The following is a 13,033-nucleotide window of genomic DNA, read 5'->3' as shown; positions in this document are numbered from 1 at the left end:
GGTGCGCGAGGGATGGGACTCGCACCCCTGCTTGATCATTGACTGTGCAGTGGTGACGCAATAGGCTTGGCACTGCTTCGGTTCGCCGGGCGTGCCTCACAGTGATCCCTTAACAGGAAACGTCATGAAAAAAATTCTGTTTTTCCTTGCTGCCATGCTGATGATGCCCATGGTTCACGCCGCCCCCGAATTCAAGGAAGGCGTCAACTATGATGTGGTCAAGCAGACCGGTAGCGCCCAGCCGGAAGTACTGGAGTTCTTCTCCTACTACTGCCCCCACTGCGCCAAGTTCGAGCCGATTGCCGAGGATCTGAAGAAGAACCTGCCGGAAGGCGTGCCGATGAAGAAGAACCCGGTGGCCTTCCTGGGCCGCGAAATGGGTCCGGAGATGCAGCGTGCCTACGCCGTTGCCAGCCTGCTGAACGTTGAAGGCAAGCTGACCCCGGCCATCTTCGACAAGATCCACACCCAGCGTCAGATCCCGCAGAGCCGCGCCGACGTGAAGCAGATCTTCGTGGACAACGGCGTACCGGCCGAAGAGTTCGACGGTGCCGTCGACAGCTTCGCCGTCTCCGGCATGGTCTCCCAGTTTGACCGCAACACCGAGAGCTACAACATCCGCGGTGTGCCGGCCTTCCTGGTGAACGGCAAGTACATGGTGAAAATCGAATCCATTACTTCCCAGGAGCAGTTCAACCAGCTGGTGAAATTCCTGCTGGCCAAGAAAGACTGACCTCGTCTGATCCCATGAAAAAAGCCCGCCGGTGCAAACCGGCGGGCTTTTTGTTTATCAGGAGCCTGCGTCAGATCTGGCAATCCCGCTGAGTGGGGGCCGGGCGCGGCAAGCGGGTGCGGCGGCTGATGGCCTCCGCCAGCCAGACCAGCAGCAGGATGGCCAGCAGCAGGGTGGCAGTCTGATCGTAACGGAACAGGCTCAGGGAAACATAGAGCTGCTGCCCCAGTCCGCCGGCGCCGACCACGCCGAGTATGGTGGCGGCCCTCAGGTTCATCTCGCCGCGATAGAGGCTGTAGGCCAGCCACTGGCGCGTGACCAGGGGAAACAGCCCGTACCAGAAGCTGGCAATGGACCCGGCCCCGCTCAGCTGCAGGGCGAGGCGGGGGGCAGGATCGGCGTTCTCCAGGGTCTCCACGAAGAGGCGCGCCAGCACCCCGGTGGTGTGCAGGGTCAGCGCCAGTATGCCAGCCACCGGCCCCAGCCCGACCGCGATCACCAGCAGGCTGGCGAAGATGAGCTCGGGTACCGAGCGCAGCAGGTTGAACAACAGCCGCAGCGGCCAGCAGTGGCGAGCGAGGCAGGCCAGCGGCAGGGCCAGCAGGGCGCTGAAGAGGGTACTCAGCAGCGCCATCTGCACCGTATCGAGCAGGCCGCTGGCCACCGTCTTGAGGAAGGGCCATGACCAGTCCGGTTGCAAGAACTCCCCCAGAAAGGTGCCCAGCCCCCCGAAGGAGAAGCTCAGCATGCGCCAGTCGAGTTGATAAAGAGCGAGAGTTGCGGCCAGCCCCAGGCAGATCAGCAACAGCAGGCCGGGGGAGCGGCTGTGGCGCAACCAGGCGCTGAGGCCATCCGCCAGGGTTACCAGCAGGATAAAGGCCAGCAGCAGGGTCACCACCTCGCCACCGGCAAACATGCGCAGGGAGAGCTCGAGCTGCTGGCCGAGCCCGCCGGCACCGACGAAGCCCATGATGACGGAGGCGCGCAGGGCGCACTCCCAGCGGTAGACGGTGTAGGAGAGCAGCTCCTGGCGCACTGCGGGCAGCACGCCGTACCAGAGTGCCTGCAGCCGGCCACTACCACCCAGCAGCAGGGCGCGGGCTGGTTGCAGGGCGCCGCTCTCCATGATCTCGTTGTAAACCTTGGCCAGCATGCCGCCGTAACTGACCGCGATGGCCAGGATGGCGGCCAGCGGCCCGAGCCCGGACAGGCGCACGAACAGCAGTGCCCAGATGAGCTCGGGCAGGCTGCGCAGCACGATGGCGACGAGGCGCGAGAGGGCTCGCAAGGCGCTGCGCAGCGGGCTGGGCACCGGCCCCAGTTCGGCCAGCGACAGGGCGCGGGAGCCGAGCAGGGCAAACGGCACGCCGAGCAGCAGGGCGCCCGCCAGCCCCAGGGTGGCGACGGCCAGGCTCTCCAGGGTCGCGGTCAGGGTCAGGGCGAGAAAGTCCCGATCAAAACGGGGTGGCCAGCTGGTGGCGAGGAAGTTACCCATCTGCCGCCAGCTCTGGCCGTCGAACAGGCCGAGCCAGCCGTCGGCCTGCTGCCACAGGCTGTAGCCGATGAGCAGCAACAGCCAGGGCAGGGGATGGCGCCAGCGGTGGGTCAGTTCAAACACGCAGCCGCCTCGTCATCACCGGCGTAGAGCTCGGCCAGCATGGCTGGGGTGACGGCCGTCGCCGGACAGTCGAACTGCACTCGCCCCTCGCGCAGGCCGATGATGCGGGGGAAGCGGCCGAGCGCCAGCTCGACCGCATGCAGGTTGGCGATGAGTGTGCTGCCCCGGGCGCGGGCCTGGGCCAGCAGGGCATCCAGGCTGCTCTGGGCGAGCACGGGATCGAGGGCGGAGACAGGCTCGTCGGCCAGGATCAGATCAGGCTGCTGATAGAGCACCCGGGCGATGCCGACCCGTTGCAACTGGCCACCGGAGAGCTCGCCGCAGCGCTGTTGCCACTTGTCGGCGAGGCCGAGGCGGGCCAGTTCGGCCCGCGCGCCTTGCGGGTCGCAGGGGCGCAGCAGGGAGAGCAAGGAGCGGCCGAGGGACCACTGGCCGAGCCGGCCGGCCAGCACGGCGGTCACCACCTGCTGGGAGGCGGGCAGCGGCGGTTGCTGCCAGACCATGCCGATCCGGCTGCGCAGCCGCTGGCGGTCCCGGGTGGAGAGGGACCAGGGATCCTGCTCCCAGAGGGCGAGCCTGCCTTCGCCACGCAGCTCGGTGCCGATCAGCCGCAGCAGGCTGGTCTTGCCAGCGCCGCTTGGCCCTATGATAGCCACGCACTCGCCTGCCGCTATCTGCAGGTTGAACGGCTGCAGGATGCGGCTCTGGCCGAGCCGCAATCCTTCCCCGTCCAGCGCGACGGCGATCACTTCAGCAGGCCGGCCTGGGTGGCGGCGGCTTCGATGCCCAGGTAGTTCTCGGGCTTGGTCTCGATGAAGCGGCTGGCGCGCTGCAGCTTGAGGATTTCGGCCTGGGCGGGCACCGCCGGATCCAGGCTGAGGAAGGCCTGCTTGATCTTCTCTTGCAGGGCCGGATCCAGGCCGCCGCGCACGGTCCAGTTGTAGTCAAAGTAGGTCGGTGTGGTCCAGATCACCTTGACCTTGGCGGTGTCGACCTTGCCCTCTTCCACCAGTTTCTCCCACACGGAGGCGTTGAGCGCACCGGCCGGCACCTTGCCGGAGGCGACCCAGGCGACGGTTGCGTCGTGGGCGCCGGAGAAGGCGACGTGGGCGAAGTCACGCTCCGGGTTGATGCCCTGCTCGGCCAGGAAGTGGCGTGGCATCAGGTGACCGGAGGTGGAGGAGGGGGAGCCGAACGCAAAGTCCTTGCCCTTGGTGTCGGCCAGGGTCTTGATGCCGCTGTCGGCATTGGCGATGAACTTGGAGGTGAACTGGGCATCCTCCTGGCGCTGAACCAGGGGCACCACCTTGTCGGCACGACGATGGGCCTGCACATAGGTGAAGCCACCGAGCCAGGCCATGTCCAGCTTGCCGGCGGCCAGCGCCTCGACCACGGCGGCGTAGTCGTTGACCGGCACGAACACCACCTCGCGGCCGGTCTTCTCGGCCAGGTAGTCACCCAGCGGGGCAAACTTGCGTTGCAGCTCGGTGGGGGCCTCGTCCGGGATGGCGGAGACCCGCAGCGGTTCGGTGGCGATGGCGCTCAGGCTGGTGAACAGGGTGGTGAGGGCGAATATCCATTTGCGGGTCATGGTGCACTCCTTGGTGGGCTGTCGTTCGGGCAATAGAAAGGCCCGACACCAGTCGGACCTGACGAGGAGAGAATGGTAGGGGGCCACTGGCCACTGGCGCAAGATGCGCCCCCAAAAATAGGCGTTAGACCCCGACGTGGAAGGCCTGCTTGAGGTTGCGGATGAAGTCCGCGTCCCGGCACAGGGTCTTGCCCGGGCTGTCGGAGATCTTGGCGACCGGGCCGCCGTTGCACTCGATCAGCTTGAAGACGATGTTCATCGGGCTGACGCCGGGCAGATCGCAGGTGAGCTTGGTGCCGATACCGAAGCTGGTGTTGATGCGGCCGCGGAAGTGGCGCAGCAGCTCGACGGCCTTGTCGAGATTGAGGCCATCGGAGAAGACCAGCGTCTTCTCGGTGGGGTCGATGCCGAGCCGCTGATAGTGGCTGATGGCCTTCTCGCCCCATACCACGGGATCGCCGGAGTCGTGACGCAGCCCCTGATAGCGGCTGGCCAGCTCGAAGTCGAAGTCGCGCAGGAAGGCATCCATGGTGATGCAGTCGGTGAGCGCGATGCCGAGGTGGTTGGTGAACTCATCCAGCCAGCTGGTGAGGGCGGCACGCTGGCTGTGCTCGAGCGGGAAGCCGAGCTGCTGATGGGCCTGGAACCACTCGTGAGCCTGGGTGCCTACCGCCGGCAGGCCGTACTTCTGGGCCAGCAGGTAGTTGCTGGTGCCGCGAAACGCCGGCAGCCGCTCCTGGAGGCGACCCACCACCGCATCCTGTACCGCGAGGGAGAAGCGGCGACGGGTGCCAAAGTCGATGAGGTTGAACTCGCTCATCTCTTCCCGGCTCAGCTCCCGCTCCAGCTTGTCGAGCTTCTGATCGAGCCGCTCCAGCGCCTGAGTGACGCCAAACTGGGGGTAGCGGAAGCGGTTGCGCATCTCGCTGATGATGGCGAGCACCGGGATCTCCCACAGGATCACGTCCTGCCAGGGGCCCTCGACCCGCACGTTGATGCGACCATCCTGCTCGAACACCTTGAGCAGGGAGGCATCCAGCGGCTTGCGGCGCAGGTGGTCGAGGTAGTCAGGGGTAAAGAAGGGGCGCTCCGCCAGGAAGTTGAGCTCGGGCCGGGTCAGGCGCAGGGAGCCGGCGAGGCGCAGCTGCTCCTCAATCTGACCCATCATTGGCAGCAGATCTTCCTCGTTGCGGCTGTGGAACTCGGCCACCACCTCGGCATCCGGATAGCGATGGAACACCGCCTGCTGCATGTGCAGCTTGTAAGCATCTGTATCGAGCAGGCTGTTGAGTATGGGTGGCATATCAGACTCCCCGCAGGCGGGTGAACGCAAGAGCGCTCCCCTGCCGCTTTTGTAGATTGCAGACGCCGGTATCGGGCAGGCTGTTGAGAATGGGAGGCATATCAGGCGTCCAGCAGGCGTTGTACATCGGCAAGGGTCTGGGCCAGTTCGGCGCCGGCCTCGATCATCTGGGTGTGGGCCTGAGCGACCGTTTCGGGGGCAATGCCACGACAGGCATCAAGGTGGACGATCACCCGGAAGCCGGCGCGGCGCAGCTGCAGCACGCTGGTCTTGACGCAGTAGTCGGTGGCGAGACCGCCGGCCAGCACGGTCGCGACGCCGCGGGACTGCAGGAACTCGATGAGCCCGGTGCTGCGACGCTCGGCCAGATCGTGGAAGCAGGTGCCGTAGGGGTGCAGATCCGGCTCGACCCCCTTCCAGACGAAGAAGTCGTAATCGACCGGGGCCGGCAGGCCGTCGAGCAGTTCGAAGCCGCGAGTGCCCGGCACGCAGTGCACCGGCCAGGTGAGGTCGGCGTTGGGCATATCCAGCGGCAGCAGCATGCCGGCAGGGTCGCTGACGGCCCAGGCGGCGTTGGCCGGGTGTGAATCCTTGCTGCCGACCCGCAGGCTGGCGAGGGTGGCCTGAGCGTTGAGCGCAGCCACAATATCATCCCCGCCCGCGACGGGCAGTTCGTTCGGGCAGAGGGGGGTAAACCCCTTCTGCGCATCAATATCCAGGCTGGCGACGGTTCCCATTGAGTGGCTCCTGCACATACTATTCGTGTGATATTATCTACCAAACATTAATCGAAGGCGAGCAGGGCGATCGGCATGTTGAGAATGAGTCTGGATATGGTGGTGCTGCGGTTGAACGAGGAGCGGCTCGAGCTGCTGCTGGAGACCCGCGATCGCCCGCCCTTTGCCCACTGCTGGCAACTGCCGGCCCTGCGCATCGACGAGACCCGGGATCGGGATCTGGACGCGGCTCGCCATCGTCTGTTGACCGAATGGGGGCTGGGCCACTGCTACAGCGAGCAGGTCTGCACCCTGGGCAACCTGGAGCGGGATCCCCGTGGCTGGTCCACCACCCTGGTCTACCTCTGTCTGGTGGATCCCGAGGTGGAGGTTCTCCACGGCTGCTGGCACCCGCTCTCTGCCCTGCCGGGGCTCAGCCTCGCCTTCGACCACACCCAGCTGATCGCCAGAGGGCTGGAGCGACTGCGCATCAAGAGCCGTTACAGCACCCTGCCGCTACAACTGCTGGGGGCCGAGTTCACCCTCTCCGAGGTGCAGCGGGCCTTCGAAATCATCCTGCAGACCCCGATGAACACGGCCGCCTTTCGCAAGCGCATCCATCGCGCCGATATCCTGGTGGACACCGGCCGCAAGCGCACCGGCAAGCAGCGTCCCGCCATCCTCTACCGGCTGGAGAGCCCCTGCTGCGTGATGTTCGATCAGGTGATGCACGGAGCGGAAGCATGAGTGGTGCAGGTGTGCACAAGGTATTGGTAAGCGCCTGTCTGCTGGGACCATGTTCGTTGCGCTACGAGGGCCCTGGTTTTAGCCAGCGGGGGAGCAAAGCATGAGTGAGACCAGCGTGCACAAGGTACTGGTGAGCGCCTGCTTGCTGGGTCAGCCGGTTCGTTACGACGGCCAGAGCAAGGGCATCGTCAGCGACTGGCTGCAAACGCTGGGGGCCGAGGGGCGGGCATTGGCCTTCTGTCCCGAGGTGGCGGGCGGTCTGCCGACGCCGCGCCCCCCTGCCGAGCGGCAGGGGGAGCGAGTGGTGACCGCAAGCGGACTGGATGTGACGGCGGAGTTTGCCCGTGGCGCCGCACTGGCGCTGGCGACTTGTCAGCAGCAGGGGATTCGCTTCGCCCTGCTGAAAGAAGGGAGCCCCTCCTGCGGCAGCGGCCGCATCTACAACGGCCGCTTCGAGGGGCAGTCCGTGGCGGGCGAGGGCATGACCACTGCCCTGCTGCGTCGCCACGGCATCGCCGTGTTCAGCGAGGATCAGCTGCCCGAGCTGGCCTCGGCGCTCGCCTCGGCGGCCTGCGGATCGGTCTGAGCCGCCGCATCGGCCGCCTGCCACTGCGCCAGCACGGCGTCCTTCTCCTGCCAGCGCTGGTTCAGCCACTCCTGGAAGCCGCGCTTGAACTGCTTGTCATTGAAGTAATCCCCCACCAGCTGCTCGTCCACCGGCAGCTCCTCGATCCGCACCCGGATGCGCTTCATTCGCCCCATCAGGAAGTCCTTGAAGGGGGTCTCGACGTTGTCCGGATAGCTGATGGTGACGTTGATCAGGCTGTCGAACTGCTCCCCCATGGCCGCCAGGGTGAAGGCCAGCCCCGCCGCCTTGGGCGGCATCAGATGCTGGTATCGGGAGCGGGAGGCATCGCGCTTCGCCTCGGTGAAGCGGGTCCCCTCCACGAAGTTGATGACGGTGGTGGGGATGTGGCGAAACTGCTCGCAGGCGTTGCGGGTGGTCTCGATATCCTTGCCCCGCAGATGCGGGTTGCGCAGCAAGAACTCCCGTGAGTAGCGACGCATAAAGGGCATGTCCAGCCCCCAGCAGGCCAGCCCCAGCAGCGGTATATAGATGAGCTCGTGCTTCATGAAGAATTTGGGCACCGGCAGCCGGTCGCGAAACAGGTGACCCAGCACGACGATGTCGGTCCAGCTCATGTGGTTGCTGATGATGAGATACCAGCCATCCTTGCGCAGCCGGGTGTCGTCCTCCACCTGCCAGTCGATGCGGGTGGTGAGGCGGATCACCAGGGCGTTGCAGGCCAGCCACAGCCGCATGAAGCGGTTGTTGAGCCGGCTGCAGGCACGGGCCAGGGGCGGAACGGGCAGCAGTTTGACCAGCGACACCAGCAGGATCAGGCTGGCGCACAGGGCGGTAAACAGTATGGTCAGGCTGGCGCTGATGAGCAGCACCAGCGGACCCGGGAGCAGGCTTAGCATGGCGTAGTTTGGGGCGTCTTGTCTGCCAGCAGCTGGTTCAGGGTCTGGTCCTTCTCGTGCCAGATCCCGTTCAACCACTGCTGAAACTCTTGTTGGAACTCGGGGTCATTGAAGTAATCCCCCACCAGATTGCGTTCGATCGGCAGAAAGCGGACCCGAACCTTGATCTCCTTGACCCGACCGCACATGAAGTCCCAGTAGCTGGGGATGCCGCCCGGATAGGCGATGGTCACATCCACCAGCTTGTGCAGCTGATCGCCCATGGCTGCCAGGGTGAAGGCAATGCCGCCAGCCCTCGGGTGCAGCAGGTGACGATAGGGCGCTGCCTGTTTGTCGTGTTTGCGGGCGGTGAAGCGGGTGCCCTCCACGAAGTTCATCACGCTCACCGGCATGTGGCGGTACTTGGCACAGGCCTTGCGCGTGGTCTCTATGTCTTTTCCCTTCAGATGGGGCTTCTTTTCCAGCAGTTTGCGGGAATATCGCTGCATGAAGGGGAAGTCCAGCGCCCACCAGGCCAGCCCGAGAAAAGGTACCCAAATCAGTTCTTTCTTGAGGAAAAACTTCAGGAAGGGGATTTTTTGATTAAAAACCCGCTGCAGTACCAGTATGTCGACCCAGGATTGATGGTTGGCAATCACCATATACCACTCATTCCGGTGCCCTTTGTCCACTCCGACCACATCGAAAGGGGTTCTGATGATGGTTTTCTGGATCAGGTTGTTGAAACCGATCCAGCAGCCGGCGCTGCCATCCAGCAGGGCATTGCAGAAGGTGCGCCAGCCCTTGAGGGGCAGCATCAGCTTGAGCAGGCCCAGCGAGAGGATCGGGATAAACCAGAACAGGGTGTTGAGAAAATAGAGCAGGGTCGAGAGGCTGCCGCGCAGTCGCTCAATCAGCTTGTTGGGCATGGGTCGGGTCCGTCTTGCTGTCGATAAAGGGCCATCAAGTGGTCAGATCTGTGGCCATAATATCAGCCGATGGCCCGCGAGACCATGCAGGGCCGTCAGGTGCGCTTGCGACCCATCAGCCGCTGCGCAGCCGTGACAGCAGCCGATCCATCGCCCGGTAACCGAGCGCCTCGATCAGGTGCTCTCTTGCGATGGTGGCGTGCCCCGCCAGATCGGCGATGGTGCGCGATACCCGCAGGATGCGGTGCCAGGCCCGGATGCTGAGCCCAAGCTTCTGGATGGCGTTCTCCAGAAACTCGGCATCCTGCGGCGATAATCGGCAAATTTCTTCGATTTCACGGCTATCAAGCAGGTTGTTGAGCTTGCCGTTGCGGCTCAGCATGCGCTCCCGCGCGCCCAGCACCCGTTCGCGGATCTGCTGGCTCGACTCCCCCCGCTCCGCCTTGCCGGTCAGGCTCCCCTTGGGCAGCAGTGGCACCTCCACCGTCAAGTCGAAGCGGTCGAGAAAGGGGCCGGAGAGCTTGCCGAGGTAGCGCAGTATCTGATCCGGGCTGGAGCGGGTCTGGCCATCGCCGTAGTGGCCGCAAGGGCTGGGGTTCATGGCGCCGACCAGCTGGAAGCGGGCGGGAAAATCCACCTGACGGGCGGCCCGGCTGATGGTGATGTGGCCCGTTTCCAGCGGCTCGCGCAGGGAGTCGAGCACCTTGCGTTCGAACTCCGGCAGTTCATCCAGAAACAGCACCCCGTTGTGGGCCAGGGATATTTCGCCGGGCCGCGGGTGGCTGCCACCGCCCACCAGCGCCACGGCCGAGGCGCTGTGGTGCGGCGTGCGATAGGGTCTGTGGTGCCAGTGACCGGCCCGAGGGGTGAGGCCGCCGATGGAGTGGATGGCGGCGGTCTGCTGCGCCTCCTGTTCGCTAAGGGGTGGCAGAATGCCGGGCAAGCGGCTGGCCAGCATGCTCTTGCCGGTGCCGGGCGGGCCGATGAACAGCAGGTTGTGGCTGCCGGCGGCGGCGATCTCCAGCGCCCGTTTGGCCTGGGATTGGCCGATCACATCCTGCAGATCCGGCACATCGGGCAGGCTCTCCGCGCTCTGGGGATCCGGCAGCGGCAGTTCGTACTGACCCGCCAGCCAGGCGGTGACGGCCAGCAGCTGATGGGCGGTGCGCACCTCGGCGTCCTGGATCAGCGAGGCCTCGGGGCCGTTCTCCCGCGGTACCAGCAGGGTGCGTCCCGCGTCCCGGCAGGCGAGCACGGCGGGCAGCACGCCGAGCACGGGACGGATCTCGCCGGTCAGGGCCAATTCGCCTAAAAATTCGTGATCGAGCAGGTATTTTGCGGGTATCTGCTTGGAAGCGGCGAGGATGCCGATGGCGATAGCCAGATCGAAACGGCCCCCCTCCTTGGGCAGATCGGCGGGGGCCAGATTGACCGTGATGTGCTTGCTCGGGAACTCGAAATTGCCGTTGAGCAGGGCGCTGCGCACCCGATCCCGCGACTCCTTCACCGAGGTTTCCGGCAGGCCCACCATGTTGAAGGCGGGCAGACCGTTGGAGAGGTGCACTTCCACCGTGACTTGCGGGGCCGCTATTCCCAGGCTGGCACGGCTATAAACCACAGCTAATGACATAAATCCCGTCCTTGGTTTGATGTATATGCTGGTTAACCGTTTTTTATTAGTTTTTTGTTCCAACTGACGCGATTGGACTCAGTGAAAATCAGAGTCTTGTCAGGCAAAAAACGCTTGCCCAATAAAATCCGCCGTGCTAGTTCTAATAGCCATTCGCGGTAAAAACCGCCCCCAATTTCACAGGATTTCCGGTTGTAACTATGAACATGGCCTCCCGTTTCGTCAGCATTATTGTGGTCCTAGTGGTGATTATTATCTCACCGCTCGGGGCTCGTTTAGCTGCACGGAACAAGGGATAGACCCACCACCGGACAGAACGAAACAAGCGACCCCCGAGCCTCACGGCCCGGGGGTTTTTTTTCGACCAAAGGACAGGATTTTCCAGATGAACGGTGCGCAGTTTTTGGTACAGGCTCTCAAGAAACAGGGTGTGACCCAGGTGTTTGGTTACCCGGGCGGGGCCATCATGCCGGTCTACGATGCCTTGTATGACGGCGGTCTGGCGCACCAGCTCTGCCGCCACGAGCAGGGGGCCGCCATGGCGGCGGTGGGCTTTGCCCGCGCCTCCGGTCAGGTGGGGGTCTGCATCGCCACCTCGGGCCCGGGTGCCACCAACCTGGTGACTGGCCTTGCGGAGGCGCTGCTCGATTCGGTGCCGCTGGTGGCCATCAGCGGCCAGGTGCCCTGCGCTGCCGTGGGAACCGATGCGTTCCAGGAAGTGGATGTGCTCGGCATGTCTCTCTCCTGCACCAAGCACTCCTTTATGGTGACGGACGTGGCGGATTTGCCTCAGGTGATCGCCGAGGCCTTCGCCATCGCCAGCGAGGGGCGCCCCGGCCCCGTACTGATCGATCTGCCCAAGGACGTGCAACTGGCCAATGTTCAACTGACCAAAGCGCCGGCCCAGAGCCCGCTGTTTGCGGTAGCGGAGCCCGAGCATCTCAATCCGGCCGAGCTGACGGCCGCTCGCACCCTGCTTGCTGCTGCCGAGCGTCCGGTGCTCTACGTCGGTGGCGGGGTGGGGATGGCCAACGCCGAGCAGCAGCTGCGCAACTTTGCCGCCGCCACTGGCATGCCTGCGGTCACCACCCTCAAGGGGATAGGGGCGCTCGATCCCGACAGCCCCGTTTATCTGGGCATGCTCGGCATGCACGGCACCAAGGCCGCCAACTATGCGGTGCAGCAGTGCGACCTGCTGCTGGTGGTGGGTGCCCGTTTCGATGATCGGGTGACCGGCAAGCTGGAGGAGTTCGCCCCCGAGGCAAAAGTCATCCATCTCGATGTGGATGCCGCCGAGTTCGGCAAGCGCCGCGCCGCCGAAGTGGGCATCACCCAGGATCTGAAACAGGTGCTGCCGCGCCTCGCCATGTCCCTTGCCGTCGACCCATGGCGTGAGCACTGCGCGAACATGGCCCGCGAGTACGCCTTTCGTTACGACCATCCCGGCCAGCCCATTTATGCCCCGGCACTGCTCAAGCAGCTTTCTGCCAGGTTGCCGGAGAGCAGCGTGGTGGCCTGCGACGTGGGTCAGCACCAGATGTGGGTGGCCCAGCACATGCGCTTCACCAGCCCGCGCAACCACCTCTCCAGCGCCGGTCTCGGCACCATGGGCTTCGGCCTGCCCGCCGCCATCGGCGCCAAGATGTCGCGCCCCGAAGATGAGGTGGTGCTGGTGAGCGGCGACGGCTCTTTCATGATGAACGTGCAGGAGCTTGGCACCATCCGCCGGGCCCAGCTCAAGGTGAAGATGGTGCTGCTGGACAACCAGCGCCTCGGCATGGTGCGCCAGTGGCAGGAGCTGTTCTTCGACGGCCGCTACAGCGAGACCATCCTTTCCGACAACCCCGATTTCGTGGCCCTGGCCGCCGCCTTCGGCATTCCGGGCGAGACCATCACATGCAAGGAGGAGATAGTCCCGGCCCTCGACCGCCTGCTGGCGAGTGAGAGCGCCTATCTGCTGCATGTGGCCATTTCAGAGGAAGAAAACGTCTGGCCCCTGGTTCCGCCAGGAGTCGCCAACCACCAGATGATGGAGCAACGCCCATGAGTCAGTTCAATACCTTGCAAATCCATGCCCAGCCCAGACCCGAAGTGATGGAGCGGGTGCTGCGGGTGGTGCGTCACCGCGGTTTCAACCTCTGCGCTCTCAACATGGAGCAGGATTGCCAACAACTGCGGATCACGGTTACTGTCGAGTCGGTGCGTCCCATCCAGCAGTTGTGGAGCCAGCTGGTCAAGCTGGTGGACGTCTCCCGGGTCGATGCACTGGAACAGCAACCCCGGATCAGAGCTTAAGGAGCCA

General features: G+C 64.5%; 13 protein-coding genes. 5 read left to right on the top strand and 8 right to left on the bottom strand.

The window, feature by feature from the left end:
- Window positions 1–124: 124 nt before the first annotated feature.
- The gene (locus ACB033_RS19410; protein ID WP_005306845.1) at window positions 125–733 is read left to right on the top strand and encodes a thiol:disulfide interchange protein DsbA/DsbL; all 609 of its coding nucleotides are present in this window, start codon (window positions 125–127) and stop codon (window positions 731–733) included.
- A gap of 70 nt (window positions 734–803) precedes the next feature.
- On the opposite strand, the gene phnE is transcribed toward ACB033_RS19410, so the two are convergent.
- From phnE to ACB033_RS19385, 5 genes are all read right to left on the bottom strand, one after another.
- Window positions 804–2,351, bottom strand: coding sequence for a phosphonate ABC transporter, permease protein PhnE (gene phnE, locus ACB033_RS19405; RefSeq protein ID WP_139726453.1), 1,548 nt, complete (start codon window positions 2,349–2,351; stop codon window positions 804–806).
- Window positions 2,339–3,100: a phosphonate ABC transporter ATP-binding protein gene (locus ACB033_RS19400; protein WP_043170537.1), complete on the bottom strand. Its 762-nt coding sequence runs from the start codon at window positions 3,098–3,100 to the stop codon at window positions 2,339–2,341. Before ACB033_RS19400 ends, phnE begins: the two co-directional genes overlap by 13 nt.
- The gene (locus ACB033_RS19395; RefSeq protein ID WP_010635703.1) at window positions 3,097–3,942 is read right to left on the bottom strand and encodes a putative selenate ABC transporter substrate-binding protein; all 846 of its coding nucleotides are present in this window, start codon (window positions 3,940–3,942) and stop codon (window positions 3,097–3,099) included. The genes ACB033_RS19400 and ACB033_RS19395 overlap by 4 nt, the downstream gene beginning before the upstream one ends.
- 124 nt (window positions 3,943–4,066) lie before the next feature.
- Window positions 4,067–5,245 (bottom strand): nicotinate phosphoribosyltransferase, encoded by a 1,179-nt coding sequence (gene pncB / locus ACB033_RS19390; RefSeq protein WP_005306834.1) that lies wholly within the window; start codon window positions 5,243–5,245, stop codon window positions 4,067–4,069.
- Between the two features lie 101 nt (window positions 5,246–5,346).
- Window positions 5,347–5,982 (bottom strand): nicotinamidase, encoded by a 636-nt coding sequence (locus ACB033_RS19385; RefSeq protein ID WP_043170538.1) that lies wholly within the window; start codon window positions 5,980–5,982, stop codon window positions 5,347–5,349.
- Window positions 5,983–6,057: 75 nt separating this feature from the next.
- On the opposite strand from ACB033_RS19385, the gene ACB033_RS19380 reads away from it, so the two are divergent.
- Both ACB033_RS19380 and ACB033_RS19375 read left to right on the top strand, forming a co-directional pair.
- Window positions 6,058–6,708, top strand: coding sequence for a DNA mismatch repair protein MutT (locus ACB033_RS19380; RefSeq protein WP_017764913.1), 651 nt, complete (start codon window positions 6,058–6,060; stop codon window positions 6,706–6,708).
- Window positions 6,709–6,808: 100 nt separating this feature from the next.
- On the top strand, window positions 6,809–7,294 hold the full coding sequence (locus ACB033_RS19375) for a DUF523 domain-containing protein (protein ID WP_017781285.1): 486 nt from the start codon (window positions 6,809–6,811) through the stop codon (window positions 7,292–7,294).
- Here the strand turns inward: ACB033_RS19375 and ACB033_RS19370 are convergent.
- From ACB033_RS19370 to ACB033_RS19360, 3 genes are all read right to left on the bottom strand, one after another.
- Window positions 7,240–8,193: an acyltransferase gene (locus ACB033_RS19370; RefSeq protein ID WP_026141557.1), complete on the bottom strand. Its 954-nt coding sequence runs from the start codon at window positions 8,191–8,193 to the stop codon at window positions 7,240–7,242. The genes ACB033_RS19375 and ACB033_RS19370 overlap by 55 nt on opposite strands.
- A complete protein-coding gene (locus ACB033_RS19365) occupies window positions 8,187–9,101 on the bottom strand; it encodes an acyltransferase (protein ID WP_139726454.1) in 915 nt (304 codons plus the stop codon). Before ACB033_RS19365 ends, ACB033_RS19370 begins: the two co-directional genes overlap by 7 nt.
- A 115-nt stretch (window positions 9,102–9,216) precedes the next feature.
- Window positions 9,217–10,731 carry a YifB family Mg chelatase-like AAA ATPase gene (locus ACB033_RS19360; RefSeq protein ID WP_139726455.1) on the bottom strand — a complete coding sequence of 505 codons (1,515 nt, stop codon included), beginning with the start codon at window positions 10,729–10,731 and terminating at the stop codon, window positions 9,217–9,219.
- A 385-nt stretch (window positions 10,732–11,116) separates the two neighbouring features.
- Between ACB033_RS19360 and ilvG the strand changes: the two genes are divergently transcribed.
- Both ilvG and ilvM read left to right on the top strand, forming a co-directional pair.
- Complete coding sequence (gene ilvG, locus ACB033_RS19355; RefSeq protein WP_139726456.1) at window positions 11,117–12,778, top strand: acetolactate synthase 2 catalytic subunit; 1,662 nt, start codon at window positions 11,117–11,119, stop codon at window positions 12,776–12,778.
- Window positions 12,775–13,026 carry an acetolactate synthase 2 small subunit gene (ilvM, locus tag ACB033_RS19350; RefSeq protein ID WP_005306810.1) on the top strand — a complete coding sequence of 84 codons (252 nt, stop codon included), beginning with the start codon at window positions 12,775–12,777 and terminating at the stop codon, window positions 13,024–13,026. Before ilvG ends, ilvM begins: the two co-directional genes overlap by 4 nt.
- Window positions 13,027–13,033 lie beyond the last annotated feature (7 nt).

It is taken from the genome of Aeromonas sp. S15(2024) (assembly GCF_041402265.1).
Taxonomy (GTDB): domain Bacteria; phylum Pseudomonadota; class Gammaproteobacteria; order Enterobacterales; family Aeromonadaceae; genus Aeromonas; species Aeromonas dhakensis.
Note: the sequence above shows the minus strand (reverse complement) of the source record. Positions and strands in the feature narration are given on the sequence as shown.